11 protein-coding genes are annotated in these 14893 nt (G+C 72.7%); all 11 read left to right on the plus strand.

Translation table 11 applies throughout. The features are described 5' to 3' along the window. Positions 1 to 15 precede the first annotated feature (15 nt). The 11 genes from K318_RS20755 to K318_RS20785 all read left to right on the plus strand — a co-directional run bounded on the left by K318_RS20755 (position 16) and on the right by K318_RS20785 (position 14771). A complete protein-coding gene (locus K318_RS20755; protein WP_051297789.1) occupies positions 16 to 2826 on the plus strand; it encodes a UxaA family hydrolase in 2811 nt (936 codons plus the stop codon). A 106-nt stretch (positions 2827 to 2932) separates the two neighbouring features. Beyond that, positions 2933 to 4084 carry an Ldh family oxidoreductase gene (locus tag K318_RS20760; RefSeq protein ID WP_084499956.1) on the plus strand — a complete coding sequence of 384 codons (1152 nt, stop codon included), beginning with the start codon at positions 2933 to 2935 and terminating at the stop codon, positions 4082 to 4084. Beyond that, on the plus strand, positions 4081 to 5178 hold the full coding sequence (locus K318_RS20765; protein WP_051297790.1) for a DctP family TRAP transporter solute-binding subunit: 1098 nt from the start codon (positions 4081 to 4083) through the stop codon (positions 5176 to 5178). Before K318_RS20760 ends, K318_RS20765 begins: the two co-directional genes overlap by 4 nt. Then, entirely contained in the window at positions 5175 to 5816 is a 642-nt protein-coding gene (locus K318_RS20770) for a TRAP transporter small permease (protein ID WP_051297791.1), read from the plus strand. Before K318_RS20765 ends, K318_RS20770 begins: the two co-directional genes overlap by 4 nt. A gap of 1 nt (position 5817) precedes the next feature. Continuing rightward, positions 5818 to 7098 (plus strand): TRAP transporter large permease, encoded by a 1281-nt coding sequence (locus K318_RS0109635; protein ID WP_029089338.1) that lies wholly within the window; start codon positions 5818 to 5820, stop codon positions 7096 to 7098. 76 nt (positions 7099 to 7174) lie between these two features. Next, positions 7175 to 8650, plus strand: a complete 1476-nt coding sequence (locus K318_RS0109640; protein WP_029089339.1) for an aldehyde dehydrogenase family protein — start codon at positions 7175 to 7177, stop codon at positions 8648 to 8650. Beyond that, entirely contained in the window at positions 8632 to 10011 is a 1380-nt protein-coding gene (locus K318_RS0109645; RefSeq protein ID WP_029089340.1) for a fumarylacetoacetate hydrolase family protein, read from the plus strand. Before K318_RS0109640 ends, K318_RS0109645 begins: the two co-directional genes overlap by 19 nt. A gap of 203 nt (positions 10012 to 10214) precedes the next feature. After that, positions 10215 to 10904 carry a GntR family transcriptional regulator gene (locus tag K318_RS20775; RefSeq protein WP_051297792.1) on the plus strand — a complete coding sequence of 230 codons (690 nt, stop codon included), beginning with the start codon at positions 10215 to 10217 and terminating at the stop codon, positions 10902 to 10904. A 219-nt stretch (positions 10905 to 11123) separates the two neighbouring features. Further along, positions 11124 to 11930 carry a bifunctional 4-hydroxy-2-oxoglutarate aldolase/2-dehydro-3-deoxy-phosphogluconate aldolase gene (locus K318_RS20780; RefSeq protein WP_084499961.1) on the plus strand — a complete coding sequence of 269 codons (807 nt, stop codon included), beginning with the start codon at positions 11124 to 11126 and terminating at the stop codon, positions 11928 to 11930. Further along, complete coding sequence (locus K318_RS0109660) at positions 11927 to 13138, plus strand: sugar kinase (RefSeq protein ID WP_084499962.1); 1212 nt, start codon at positions 11927 to 11929, stop codon at positions 13136 to 13138. The genes K318_RS20780 and K318_RS0109660 overlap by 4 nt, the downstream gene beginning before the upstream one ends. A 271-nt stretch (positions 13139 to 13409) precedes the next feature. Beyond that, on the plus strand, positions 13410 to 14771 hold the full coding sequence (locus K318_RS20785) for a M20 metallopeptidase family protein (protein WP_084499963.1): 1362 nt from the start codon (positions 13410 to 13412) through the stop codon (positions 14769 to 14771). Positions 14772 to 14893 lie beyond the last annotated feature (122 nt).

Consider the following 14893-nt stretch of genomic DNA (forward strand, 5'->3'; position numbering starts at 1 on the left):
GACAGGACGCGAACATTGGCTCCCACGCACATCCTCCCCACTCCCGAGGACAATGTCGCCATCGTGCCGGAAAGGCTCGAGGCCGGAGAGGTCCTCGACCTCGAGGGCGCTCGGGTCGTCCTGAAGCACGCCGTCCTGCAGGGGCACCGGATCTGCGTGCGCGCAGTGCGGGAGGGCGAATCCCTCCTGTCCTGGGGGCTGCCGTTCGGCACCGCGCTCGAGGACATCGCACCGGGCGAGTACGTCTGCAATGCGAAGATGCGCGAGGTGCTGCTGCAGCGCAATCCCGAGGACTTCCCGGCAGGCAGCGCTCCCGCTGTGAACTTCAGCGACCGGGACACCGTGGCCGAGCGCACGCTTCCCGCCGCTCCGGTGTTCGGCGCCAATGCGCCCACCCGGGCGGGCGAGCGCACCTTCCCGGGCTTCCGCCGCGGCCCCTCGCGCGGCTGGGGCACCCGCAACCACCTCGCGGTCATCGGCACGACCTCGCACTCGCGCGCGGCCGTGCTCGCCGCCGCCGAGGAGCTCGCGCGCCTGCACCCGGCAGGCGAGGGCTTCGACGGGGTGGTGCCGGTGGTCCACACCGAGGGCGGCGGCCGCGATGCTCCCCTCAATGCGGATCTGCTCGTGCGCACGCTCGCGGGCTTCGCGGTGAACCCCAATGTGGGAGCGGCGGTCATCGTGGGGGATCCCGATGCCGCCGTGAGCAACCGGGACGTGCTCGCGGCCCTGGGCGAGCTGCCCCATTCGCCCCACGAGTACACGGTGCGGTTCTGCCAGGTGCCCGACGCCTCGGCGGACTCCGTCGCGCAGATCGTGGCGACGGCGCAGACCGTGGCCGGCCGGGTCACCGGGCTCGTGCGGGAGCCGGCACCGCTGAGTGCACTCAAGGTCGGCATGCAGTGCGGCGGCTCCGACGCCTTCTCCGGCGTCTCCGCCAACCAGGTGCTGGGGCGGGCCATGCACACCCTCATCGACCACGGCGGTGCGGTGGGCATCGCGGAGACGGACGAGCTCATCGGCTCCGAGGTCTTCACCCTCGCGCGCGTGGCGGATCCGCGGATCACGCAGCGGTTCCTCGAGATCCAGCAGCGCTTCAAGGACTATGCGCAGGCGCACGGGCACACCGCGGAGGGCAATGTCTCCGGCGGCAACATCTACCGGGGCCTGTACAACATCACCCTCAAATCGCTCGGGGCCGCGCGCAAGAAGGACCCGCAGACCGCGATCGACCACGTCATCGACTACGCACAGCCCATGGACCGGCCCGGCTTCTACTTCATGGACAGCCCGGGCAACGACCTCGAGTCCGTCGCCGGGCAGGTGGCGAGCGGGGCGAATCTCATCATCTTCACGACCGGCAACGGCTCCATCACGAACTTCCCGTTCGTGCCCACCCTCAAGGTCGTCACCACCACCGCGCGGTTCCGGCATCTGGAAAGCGACATGGATTACAACGCCGGCCGCATCCTCGACGGCAGCTCTATGGACGCGGAGGGGCAGGAGCTGTTCGAGCTGGCGGTGGCGACCGCCGGCGGACAGGCCGCCAAGGGCGAGGCGAGCCGGCAGTCGCAGACGCAGATCTGGCGCAGCTGGCACTTCGGGGGATCCGAGGGGCCGGCCCCCGGTGCCGCGCGGGACCGCGACTCCTTCACGGGCGAGCCGCTGCTGCCGCTCGGGGCGGACACCGTGCCCGAGGCGGGAGCCGGTGCCGTGTCCGAGGCGGGCCCCGGCGGTGCTTCCTCCCCACCGCAGATCGTGGTGGCCGGAGGGCGCTTCGACCTCGTCCTGCCCACGAGCCTGTGCTCCGGCCAGGTGGCGGAGCAGATCGCGGCCCGGATCGGCGAGGCGCGGACGGAGGGCGCGAAGTCGGCAGGCGGCGGTCTCGGCGCCTCCGGCAGCGGGCTGTCCGTCGTGGCGCTCTCGCACACCGAGGGCTGCGGCGTGTCCTCCGGCAGCGCAGAGGAGATCTTCCGGGACACGCTCCTGGGCTATGCGACGCATCCGCTCACCGCGCATGCGGTGTTCCTGGAGCACGGCTGCGAGAAGACCCACAACGACTTCTTCCGCCGATCGCTCGCCGGCCGCGGGATCGACGCCGGCGGCTTCGACTGGGCGAGCATCCAGGGCGAGGGCGGCATCGCCAGCGTCACCGAGCACGTGCTCTCCGCCCTCGCCGCCGCGCAGGCCGCCAGGGAGGCGGCGCGGGCGGGCGCGGATTCCGTCGCGGGCGCATCCGCCGCGGTCTCGCGGCCCGCTCCGCTCGTGGGCGTCTCCACCTCCGCGAAGAACGCCGGACGCACCGCGTCCCTGGTCGCGGCACTGGTGCGCACGCTCCTGGACGGCGGCACGGGCGTGCTCATCGCCGCCGCCGACCCGGTGCTGGGTGAGGACGGATTCCTGCGCCCGCTGGGACTCGACGCACGGCCCGAGCCCACTCTTGCGCACGCCGCCCAGGTTCGGATCCCCGGCCTGCATCTCATGGACGACTCCTCCTCGGACTGGCTGGAGACGGCCACTGGTCTGGGCGCCTCGGGCGCGAGCGTCCTGCTGGTGTTCGCGGACGAGCACCCCCGCCAGCCGCACCGCTTCCTCCCGACCGTCCAGGTCGGTACGGCCGGGAGGTCCGCGGGAATGGACGTCCTCCTGGGCGGACCCGACGCCGGCGAGGGGCCGGCGGCGACCGATGCCGGCACGGGGAGGACTCTCGAGACCGTGCTCGCCGCTGTGGCGGGCGCTGCCGCAGGGGACTTCGTCCAGGCGACACCGCCCCGGGCGAACGTGGGCTTCCAGGTCTCGCGCGGACGCTTCGGGGTCTCACTGTGAGTCAGTGAGACCCCGCCCCCAGTCCGCCGTCCCACTGCGAGACGGCACGGACGACCACAGCAGATCACCACTTCGCGGATTCACCGAGGAAACCGGAGGAACAGCAATGACGCAGAACGACGAGGATGCCGCGCGCCTCTTCGCGGTCGAGGAGCTGGTGGGCTTCGCCCGCGCAGCACTCGCGACGCAGGGCGTCCCGGATGCGGACGCCGCACTCGTGGCCCGCTCACTCGTGGAGGCCGATCAGCGGGGCATCGCCTCGCACGGACTCCTGCGGCTGCCGCTGTACGTGAGTGCGCTGCGACACGGAGGCATCACGGCGCGCCCGCAGCTGCGGTTCGAGAACGCCGAGGGCGCCACCGCAGTCCTCGACGGAGACGCCGGCCTCGGCCAGGTCGTGATGCAGGCCGCCGTCGACTGGAGCCTCGCACACGCGGCTGCTCACGGCATCAGCGCCGTCGCGGTGCACAACTCCAGTCACTACGGGGCCGGCCGGTTCTGGACGGACCAGCTCACGGCGCACGGCATGATCGGCATCCTCACCTCGACGACAGGGCCCGTCACCGCGCCGTTCGGCGGGGTGCGCACAGTGCTGGGCACCAACCCGCTCACCGTCGCGATGCCCAGCACGGGCGAGCCGCTCACGGTGGACATGGCCACCTCGGCGGGCGCGCTGGGCAAGGTGATGGCCGCCAAGCAGGCGGGTGAGCGGATCCCGGCGGACTGGGCCGTGGACGCACACGGCGAGCCCACGACGGACCCGGACGCCGCGATCGGGGGTGCGCTGCTGCCGTTCGGCGGCCACAAGGGCTCGGGGCTCTCGGTGCTCATCGAGGGGCTCTCGGCCGCGCTCACACCGGCGACCTTCGCCTTCGACACCCAGGACATCTGGGAGTCGCCGGCCTCGCGGATGAACAACGGGCACCTGCTCATCACCCTGGACACGCGCGCCTTCGCGGGCCGCGAGACGGTCGAGTCCCGCATCAGCGACCTCGCCGGTGCCGTGCACGCAGCCGGAGAGGGGGTGCTCGTGCCGGGGGAGAGGGAGTACGTGCTCCACCGGCGCAATGCTGCACGCCTCGCACTCGGGGCGGGCCTCATCGCGGACCTGCGCGCGCTCGCCCGCGAGCTCGGGCTGGAGCTGCCGGCCGCCGCCGAGGCGGCCTCGGAGGCTGCGCCGCGGCAGGCGGAGGAGGACACGACGACTGCGCAGGACAGGTGCGCAGAGGAGAAGACGACTGCAATGGAGGAGTCATGAGAAGGAAGACGCTCACCGCGCTCGCGGCAGGGGCGAGCGCACTGGCGCTGAGCGGCTGCAGCCTCATGCAGCCGGTCGACATCAGCGGCTTCGCGGCCGAGGCGCCTGATCCGGACGCCACGGTCGTGCGCCTGGCGAACGTCTACGAACCGGGCCACCCCGCGAACACGTGCGGGACGGCGACGATGAGGGAGGAGCTCGCACAGGACGGCATCGACCTCAAGGTGTATCCGGCCGCGCAGCTGGGCGGCGAGCCCGAGATCATCGAGCAGGTCGCGACGGGCGCGCTCGACATCGGCATCTCCGGCGGCTCGTTCTTCGGTGCCTGGTACCCGGACGCCGAGGTGGTGGACGGGGCGTTCCTCGTCGACAACAGCCGCGAGTACGACCGTGCGACCCGCGGCCCCCTGCTCACCCGGCTGTACGACGACATGGCCGAGGAGACCGGACTGCGCGTCTTCAGCTCCTGGTACTACGGCGCGCGCAATGTCACGGCGAACAAGCCGGTGCGCTCGCCCGAGGACCTCCGCGGTCTGAAGATCCGCACGCCCGATGCCGCGCTCTACCTCGAGACGATCCGGGCACTCGGGGGCACGGCCACCCCGATGGCCCTGTCCGAGGTCTATCTGGGCCTGCAGCAGGGCGCGATCGATGCGCAGGAGAACCCCATCCCGACCATCGCCTCGAACAAGTTCGAGGAGGTGCAGTCGACCGTGAGCATCACCCGCCACATGGTGCAGGGGGTGCAGCTGGTCACGAGCGAGAACTTCATGGAGGGGCTCAGCGAGGGCGAGCGGACGGCCGTGCTCGAGGCCGCGGATGCCGCGCGTCTGGCCAACCTCAAATGCATCGAGGACGAGGAGCGGGAGATCCTCGAGCAGTGGCGCGCCGAGGGCACCATCGAGATCGTCGAGGACATCGACGCCGAGGCCTTCCGGCAGGGCGTGAAGGAGAACCTGCTGCCCGCGAAGGAATGGGGCGACCTGTACCTGGAGGTGCAGGAGGAGATCGCCGCGGACACGCCCACCGTGGTGGGCACCGACCCGGAGGACTCCCCGGTGTTCGCAGACGGGAAGACGGAGGACGAGTCATGAGCGAGCAGACACCCGGCCCCGCGCAGCCGGCCGAGCCGGAAGGGACGGCGGGCGCATCGACGTCGGCGGGCGCCCCGGCCGCGGAGGCTGAGGACTACAGCTTCCGGCAGGACCGCCTCGAGCAGAACTCGGCGCTCTACCGGTGGATCATCCGCATCGAGCGCTCCGTCGCGGGCGTGTTCCTCGTGGGCGTCTTCGTCCTCGTGCTCACCCAGGTCGTGTCCCGTTACGTCTTCAGCTCGCCGTTCTCCTGGACGGAGGAGCTGGCCCGCGTCGTGATGGTCTGGCTGACCTTCCTCGCGGCGCTGTTCGTCTCCAGCCGGCGGGCGCACATCACGGTCGATCTGCTCGCCACCGTGGTGCCGCCGCGCGTGAGCCGCGCCGTGAGCGCGTTCGCGGAGCTCGTGGTGATCGCCACCGCCGCCGTGATGAGCATCGCCGGCATCGCCATGGTGGTCCTCGTCAGCGGCGTCTCGCTGCCGGCGACGGGGCTGCCCACCACGCTCCTCTACGGGGCCGCCGTCGTGGGCTTCGCCGGCATCTTCATCCATTCGATCCTCGCCCTGTACCTGCAGATCAGGCATCCCGAGGACGAACTCGATCCGGTCATGAAGGCCGCGGAGCTGGAGGGCATCTGACATGACTCTTCTCATCATGGTCCTCGCCCTGCTGGCGCTGCTGGCCCTGCGGGTGCCCGTCGGGGTGGCGCTCATCGTCCCCTCGCTCGTCTACATCCTCGTCGACCCCACGGCGACGCTCGCGCTCGCCGCGCAGCAGGCCACCTCGGGCGTCTTCGACTTCGCGATCCTCGCGGTGCCGATGTTCATCCTGCTGGGCAACCTCGCGAACATCTCCGGCGCCACCGACCGGCTCTACGACGCCGCCGTCGCGGCGATCGGGCACGTGCGCGGCTCGCTGGGCTACGTCAACATCCTCACGAGCTTCGGCTTCTCCTGGATCTCCGGGGCCGCGATCTCCGATGCCGCCGCGATGGGCCGCATCCAGGTGCCGGCGATGGTGCGCCGCGGCTACTCGCCGGGCTTCTCGCTGGGCGTCACGGGTGCCTCCTCGCTCATCGCGCCCATGATGCCGCCGTCCATCCCGGCGATCATCTACGCCGTCACCGCCGGCGTCTCCGTGGGTGCCCTGTTCATGGCCGGGATCGTGCCCGCGCTCGTGCTCGTCGTCGCTCTCTCCCTCATGGTCTGGTTCCTCACACGGGGGCGCGAGGACCTGCGCCTGGAGAAGGCGAGCCGGCGCGAGCGCGTGCGGCTGGGTGTGAGGGCGCTGCCGCCGGTGGGCGCGGCGGTCGTCATCCTCGGCGGCATCCTCTCCGGCATCTTCACCCCCACCGAGGCCTCGGCGGTGGGCGTGGCCTACATCGCGATCCTGGCCGCCTGCTACGGCAACCTGGGCTGGGAGAAGGTCAGGTACGCGCTGGCCACGAGCGTGGAGACGGTGGGCGGCGTGCTCATCATCGTCGCCGGTGCCGCGCTGTTCGGCTGGGTGCTCGCGCGTGAACAGGCCCCGCAGGTGGCCGCCGACCTCATCCTCCAGATCACGGACCGCCCGCTCGTGTTCCTCATCCTCGCGAACATCCTGCTGCTCATCGTGGGCGCGGTCCTCGAGCCCACGAGCGCGATCCTCATCCTCGCGCCCGTCCTCGTTCCCGTGGCCGAGGCGTTCGGGCTCAGCCCCATCCACTTCGGCACCATGATGATCTTCAACCTCATGATCGGCCTGCTCACCCCGCCCGTGGGGCTCGTGCTGTTCGTGCTGTCGTCCGTGACGAAGCACCCCGTCACGACGGTCATCAGGGGCACGGTGCCGTTCTTCGTCCCGATGCTGGTGACGCTGCTGCTCATCGCCTTCATCCCGATGCTCAGCCTGTGGCTGCCGGGACTGCTGGGAATGGTGTGAGCATGCCCGGGCCGATCGCCCCTAGTGTGGAGACCCCAGTGCGGAATCCGCAGACCTCGAACGGAAGGAAGAATCCATGACACTCGCACACGCCGAGGCCCGCACCGGCTCGCACGGGGCCGACGCGGTCGTCCGTGCCGCCCACGCGGCGTTCCTCGCCGCCCGCACCCGCACCCGCGAGGAGCGTGCGGCCTGGATGGAGGCCGTCGCCGACGCCCTCGAGTCCCACCGCGAGGAGCTCGTGCCGCTCGCGATGGAGGAGACGCACCTGCCGGAGGCGCGGCTGAACGGCGAGCTCACCCGCTCCGCCTTCCAGCTGCGCCTGCTGGCCGGTGAGGCCCGCCGCGGCGAGTTCCTGGGCGCGGTGGTGGACCACGCGGACCCGGACTGGGGCATGGGTCCGCGCCCCGACCTGCGCCGCATGAATGTGCCGCTGGGCGTGGTGGGCGTGTTCGGCGCCTCGAACTTCCCCTTCGCGTTCTCCGTGATCGGCGGGGACTCGGCCTCGGCGCTCGCGGCCGGCTGCGCCGTGGTGCACAAGCTGCACGGCGCGCACGCCCGCCTCGCCGCGCGCACGGCGGAGATCGTGGTCCGGGCGCTCGCCGAGGCCGGGGCACCGGAGGGGCTCTTCGGCGCGGTCTCCGGGCGCGAGGCCGCCGAGGCCCTCGTCGACCACCCGCTCGTGAAGGCCGTGGGCTTCACCGGCTCCGAGGCCGGCGGGCGTGCGCTGTTCGACCGCGCCGTCGCCCGGCCCGAGCCGATCCCCTTCTACGGGGAGCTGGGCTCGCTCAACCCCGTCGTGGTCACGGAGGCGGCCTGCGCGGCCCGCGCCGAGGAGATCCTCACCGGCTGGATCGGGTCCATGACGATGGGCGTGGGCCAGTTCTGCACCAAGCCCGGTCTGCTCCTCCTCCCGGAGGCCGGCGCCGAGGCCGCCGCGCGGGTCCTGCCCGGTGCTGCCTCGGCCGCGGCCCTCGGTACGGGCATGCTCACCGAGTCCATCCGCGACGGCTTCGTGGCCAACCGCGATGCCGTGGCGGCCTCGGCGGACGTGTCCGTGCTGGTGGCCGGTGACGCCGCGAATCCGCCCGCCCCGGGCGTGCTCACGGTGCGCGCGGCGGACCTGGACGAGGACGCCGCGGCGGTGCGCACCGAGATGTTCGGTCCGGCGGCCGTGCTCATCACCTATGCGGACACGGCCGAACTCGACCGCGTGCTGGGCCTGCTGGGCGGTCAGCTCACGGGCACCATCCACTCCGAGGACGGGGAGGACGTCTCCGGCGTCCTCCAGCTCCTCCAGGACCGCTGCGGCCGGGTGCTGCGCGGCGGCTGGCCCACCGGCGTGACGGTGTCCTATGCGCAGCAGCACGGCGGGCCGTACCCCGCTGCCACGCAGCACGCGACGAGCGTGGGGACGGCGGCGATCGACCGCTGGCTCCGCCCCGTCGCCTTCCAGGACATGGAGGACGGGATGCTCCCGCCGGAGCTGCAGGAGGCCAATCCGCTGGGCATCGCCCGCCGGGTGGACGGCGAGTGGCAGGCCGCACGGTGACGGCAGGGGAGACGGCGGTCGCAGGAGGTGCGGCGGCCGGCACTTCGGCTGAGACGACCCTCCGCGATGTGCTGCCGGTGGGCGAGGAGAACGGCACCTTCGTGGGACGGGTCTGGGACCCGGCACGCGGTGCGCCGGTGCCCGTCGCCTACCGCGGCACGGGGCTGTGGGACGTCTCGCAGCTGGCCGGCACCTCGGCGACGCTGATGGAACGGGCGGACCTCGCAGCGGAGCTGGCCGAGGTCTACGCGACCGAGCCCACCTGGCACATCGAGGAGGTGCGCCTGCCGGAGCAGGCCACGGGCCCGGTCTCGGTCTCGGGCGCAGGCCCTGCCTCGGGCGCAGGCCCTGCCTCGGGCGCAGGCCCTGCCTCGGGTGCAGGCCCGGACGCGGCCGCTGCGGCGGGTGACAGCGCCGGTCGCGGGGAGGCGGCCTCGGCGCCCGTCCTGCTCGCGCCCGTGGACCTGCAGGTGCTCAAGGCCTGCGGCGTGACGTTCGCGGGCTCCATGATCGAACGCCTCATCGAGGAGCGCGCGCAGGGCGATCCGGCCCGTGCCCAGCAGATCCGCGAGGAGATGCAGGCGGCTGTGGGCGTGGACCTCTCCGCCGTGGTTCCCGGTTCGGCGGAGGCCGCCGCCGTCAAGGAGCAGCTGCTGGGCCTCGGCTGGTGGTCGCAGTACCTCGAGGTGGGGCTGGGACCGGACCCCGAGGTGTTCACGAAGGGGCCGGTGCTCTCCGCCGTGGGCACGGGCGATGCGATCGGCATCCCCGCGTTCTCCGCGTGGAACAACCCGGAGCCGGAGCTCACGCTCGTGGTGACGGCCGAGGGGCGGATCGCCGGCGTGACGCTGGGCAACGACGTCAACCTCCGCGATGTCGAGGGCCGCTCCGCGCTGCTGCTCGGCATGGCGAAGGACAACAACCGCTCGACGGCGCTGGGGCCGGTCATCCGCGTGTTCGACGAGGGGTTCACCCTCGACGATGCGCGCACCGTCTCGATCGAGCTGACGGTGGAGGGCGCGTCGGAGGCCGCCGGCGGCGACGGCTACGTGCTGCGGGGGCTCAACACGTGCGGCTCGCTCAGCCGGACGTTCGAGCGCCTGGTCGACGCCGCCCTCGGGGACCACCACCAGTACCCGGACGGCTGCGTCATCCTCACGGGCACGCTGTTCGCGCCCACGGAGGACCGCGCGGTGCCCGGCGAGGGCTTCACGCATGCGCTCGGCGACCGGGTGGTCATCGAGAATCCGCTGCTGGGCAGGCTCGTGAACACGGTGGGCCGCACGGAGGAGCTGGAGCCGTGGACCTACGGGGTGCGGGCGCTGTTCGCAGACCTCGCCCGGGCGGGTCTGCAGGCCTGAGCCGTCGCAGGGGCCGGATTCCGTAGAGTGAGCAACCGATGACACGATTCCGGCCCGCCCCGTCCCCTCCCGCTGGGTGAGCGGTTCTTGTCGGATCTGGCACTCGAATCCGTCAGGAACCGCTCACTCGTGTGAGGTGGGCGCGAGGCGTGTGCGGACCGGATGAAGCTGGGCGCTCAGCGGAGCGTCGGAGAGGTTGTGGTGTGGCCGAGCAGAACGGGGCGGCGGAGTCCGTCTACCAGCGGATCCGTGCGCTCATCTTCGATCGGAGCATCCCGCCGGGGGAGCGGATCAACATCGACCGGCTCGCCCGGGAGCTGGGCGTCTCGCAGACCCCGGTGCGCGAGGCGGTCCAGCGGCTCGAGGGCGACAAGCTCGTGTTCGCACGCAGGCCGCGCGGCTACCAGACCAGCGATCTGCTCACGGAGCAGCAGCTCGGCGAGATGTTCGAGGTGCGGCTGCTGCTGGAGCCGTGGGCCGCACGGGCGGGTGCGGAGCTGGAGGGCGATCTGGGCGGGCAGCTGTTCGCGGAGATCGCGCGGTTCCAGGACGAACAGGCCCACGCGCACGGGGGCGTGCATGCGAACTTCCACCACGACGTGCGCTTCCACGAGGCCATTCTCGGGGCCGTGGACCCGGGGTTCCTCCTGGCCGCGTTCACGCAGCTGCACTCGCACCTGCACCTCTTCCGCCTCTTCCCCGCCGACCGCGACGGCTCCTGCACCCTCGCCGAGCACACCGCGATCGCCCGCGCGATCTCCGACGGCGCGCCGGAGGAGGCGGAGACCGCGATGCGCATGCATCTGCACTCCTCCCTCGACCGGTTCAGCGAGGGCCTGCGCGAGGCCCCCGCGGGCGCTCCGCCGGTCGGCCCTCTGCGCTCGACGGGCTGAGGCGGCGCGGCCCATCGGTGCGCGCACCGGCGTTCCGACAGCAGGTGCCTCCGCGTTCCGCCCGTGGCGCCTCCCGCCCTGTGCTGCCATAGGCCGCCACCGCGCGCATCTCACCCCATCGCCGGGACCGGTCGTACTGTGGTGTCAGGAACACCCGGTGGAGAGGCCGCTGACCCGGCTGCCACCGCTCACCATCCACCCGCTCTTCGGAAGGACGCCATGTCTCAGCACTCCGACCCACCTTCGAACGCGCCGCAGCCGCACGCCGCAGCGCAGCCGCACCCGGCGGCGCATCAGCGCCCCGCGGCGCAGGCACCTCAGGCAGCGGGGGACGCGGCCTCGTCCTCGCCGGAGCGCTCCGCGGTCCCCGCACGTCCCGAGCTCCCCGCACGCACCCGTGCCTCCCGCCTCATCGCCGTCATGCGTGCGAAGCGTGCGGAGGACTACGCGCCCGTCATCGAGGTGCTCGCGGCCGCAGGCGTGCGCAGCTTCGAGCTCACCCTCACCACGCCGGGCACGTTCGAGGCGCTGCCCGGGCTGGTGGAGCGCTTCGGCGCCGAGGCGGATCTGGGCGTGGGCACCGTGACGACCCCGGAGCAGGTGGACCTCGCGGCGGCTGCCGGTGCGCACTACCTCGTCACGCCCGTGTCCGTGCTGCCCGTCGTGGACCGCGCAGTGGAGCGCGGCATCCCGGTCATCCCGGGAGGGCTCACCCCCACGGAGCTGCACTCCACCTGGAGCCGAGGCGCCGCTGCCGTCAAGGTCTTCCCCGCCGGCGTCGTGGGTGCCGGGTACGTCAAGGACCTGCGCGGACCGTTCCCCGGCATGCGCGTCGTGCCCTCGGGCGGAGTGGACTTCGAGGCCGCCGAGGCGTGGCTCGCCGCCGGCGCGGAGGCCGTGAGCGTGGGCGGTCCCCTCCTGGGCGATGCCTTCGCCGGTGGTGACCTGGACGCCCTCGCGGAGCGCGCTCGGAGGTTCGTCGCCGCCTGTGCGCAGGATGCGGACGCGGCGGGAGCGCAGGCATGACCGGCGCTCACGGCGGCGAGGGCTCCGGGGCGACCGCGGCCTCGGGCGCCTCCTCCCGGGCGGGCGGCACCAGGGCCTCGGCACCGGTCGTGACGCTGGGCGAGACCATGGCGCTCATGACGGGCGCGCGGCTGGGCACGCTGGCACATGTGGACCAGGCGCACGTGAGCATCGGCGGGGCGGAGTCGAACGTCGCGGTGGGGCTGAGCCGCCTGGGCGCGCCGGTGCGCTGGATCGGCCGGGTGGGTGAGGACTCCCTCGGCACGCGGGTGGTGCGGGAGCTGCGCGGAGAGGGCATCGAGGTGCGCGGCATCGAAGATGCGGACGCCGCGACCGGCCTCATGCTCAAGGAGCTCACGGGACCCGGGACCGCGCGCGTGCTCTACTACCGCCGGGGGTCCGCCGGTTCCCGACTGTGCCCGGAGGATCTGGCCCCCGGCGTGATCGAGGATGCCGCGCTGCTCCACCTCACAGGGATCACGCCGCTGCTCTCGGACGCCGCGCGCCGGGCATGCCGGGAAGCCGTGCGCAGGGCGCAGGCCGCGGGTGTGCCCGTCAGCTTCGACGTGAACCACCGCCGCGCGCTGGCCTCCGCGGAGGAGGCGTCTGGGGTGCTGCGCGAGTTCGCCGCCGAGGCCGACCTCCTCTTCGGCTCCCTCGAGGAGCTCGCGATGGTGCTGGGCGAGGACGGATGCGCGCCCGGTGAGGACTTCACGTACGAGACGCTGCGCGATGCGGTGCGCTTCGCGGATGCCGGTGCGGCTGCGGACACCGGTGCGGCCTCGGGTGCGGGTGCTCGCGAGATGCGCGCGGGCGTGCACACGGTCGAGGGTGCAGGCGCCGGCTCGGAGGCCGGTGACGCTGAGAGCTCCCGCGGGGGTGCGCAGTCCGCGTCTGCACGCGAGATCATCGTGAAGCTCGGCGAGGACGGCGCGGCGGTGCTCCTCCCGGACGGCGCCGGCGGTCTGCGGGAGGTGCGGGCGGCCGGTCATCGGATCAGCGTCGTGGACACCGTGGGGGCGGGGGACTCCTTCGTCGCGGGCTATCTCAGCGGGATGCTCGCGGGGATGAGAGTCGAGGAGCGCCTGGCCCGGGCGAACGCCTGCGGGGCGTACATGTGCACGGCCCCCGGAGACTGGGAGGGCGCGCCCACGCTGCGGGACCTCGACGGGTTCGGCGCCTCGGGGGCTGATCCGGTCCAGCGGTGAGCCGAGCGCGGCCCCGCGGCGAGCGCGGCCGCGCGGCGGGTACGGTCCTGCGGTGCGTCCGGCACCGCGGCGAGCGTGAACCGGCCGTGAGCACTGTCGAACTGCAGCTCCAGCACGCCCCCACGCCACCGCGTGGACGGCGGGCCGCGTGGGAGGCGGACCGGACCGCCGCCGTGTCACTGGGCGGGCGGTGATGGAACACGTATGCGCGGCGGCGCATAATTGGCTCAGCAGATGTGTTCCCCGTCTCCCCCGGGAAAGGATTCCACCCATGACCCATTCCGCCGCAGGCACCGGCGCTCCCGCCGCAGGCACTGCTGCAGCAGGCAGCGCTCCAGTGGACAGCCCTGGGGTCCCCGCTCCCGCAGACACCTCGGGAGCCCCCGCCTCGGACGTCTCCGCCTCGCTCACCGCCGAGGCCGCAGCACTCCTGCCGCAGCTCCAGGATCTGCGCCGCGAGCTGCACCGCATTCCGGAGACCGGCCTCGACCTGCCGCAGACGCAGGCGCGCGTCCTCGCAGCCCTCGAAGGGCTGGGCCTGGAGGTGACGACGGGCACCGGGACCACCTCGGTCGTGGCGGTGCTGCGCGGCACCCATCCTGAGCGGCCGGCGACCGGGGCGCCCGCCGTCCTGCTCCGCGGCGACATGGACGCCCTGCCCGTGCGAGAGCTCACGGACGAGCCCTTCCGCTCGGAGAACGGGAACATGCACGCCTGCGGTCACGACCTCCACACCGCAGGCCTCGTGGGCGCGGCCCGCCTGCTCGCGGCGCACCGGCACGAGCTCGCCGGCGATGTGGTGTTCATGTTCCAGCCGGGCGAGGAGGGCTTCCACGGCGCGAAGATCATGATCGAGGAGGGTGTGCTGGATGCTGCGGGAGTGCGGGTGGGCGCCGCCTACGGCGTCCATGTCACCAGCTCGGCTCAGCGCGGCCTCTTCGCCACGAAGCCGGGCAGCCTGCAGGCCGGCTCCAACGTCCTCGAGGTCACGGTCCACGGCGCCGGGGGCCACGGCTCGCAGCCTCACAATGCGGCCGATCCCGTGCCGGCCCTGGCGGAGACGATCCTCGGGCTGCAGACCATGATCACCCGCCGGTTCGACGTCTTCGACCCCGTCGTCATGTCCATCACGCAGCTGAGCGCGGGGGAGGCCGTCAACGTCATCCCGCCCAGCGCCTCCCTGGGCGCGACCGTCCGCACGCTCTCGCAGGAATCCACCGAGCGGTTCCGCGAGGAGTCGCGGCGGCTGGCCGAGGGCATCGCCGCAGCGCACGGGTGCACCGCCGAGGTGCGCTTCTCCGTCGAGTACCCCGTCACCGTCAACGACGCGGCCGAGACGGCGTGGGCCGTGGACCGCCTGCGCGGGCTGCTGGGCGAGGAGCGGGTGGCGGTCGTGGACAATCCGATCATGCCCAGCGAGGACTTCTCCTACGTGCTGCGGGAGGTGCCCGGCACCTACATCATGCTCGGCGCCCGCCCGGAGGCACTCGCAGCGGAGGACGCGGTCGACAACCACTCGCCGTACGTCGTGTTCGACGACTCCGTGCTGGGCGATCAGGCCGCCGCCCTGGCGCACCTCGCGCTCGCCCGCGTCCGCGCATCCGCACCCGCCCCCGCGCACCACCGCGAGTGAGCACTTTCTGTCGGGTTCAGCGCCTGAAACCGACAGAAAGCGCTCACCCGGCGGATGGCGTTCGGCCCGGGCTGGCGCAGCCCGGGCAGGCCCCTCACCACCATCACCAGCCCCACCCCAGA

Origin of the sequence: Brevibacterium album DSM 18261 (genome assembly GCF_000426445.1) — a bacterium.
GTDB classification, from domain to species: Bacteria; Actinomycetota; Actinomycetes; order Actinomycetales; family Brevibacteriaceae; genus Brevibacterium; species Brevibacterium album.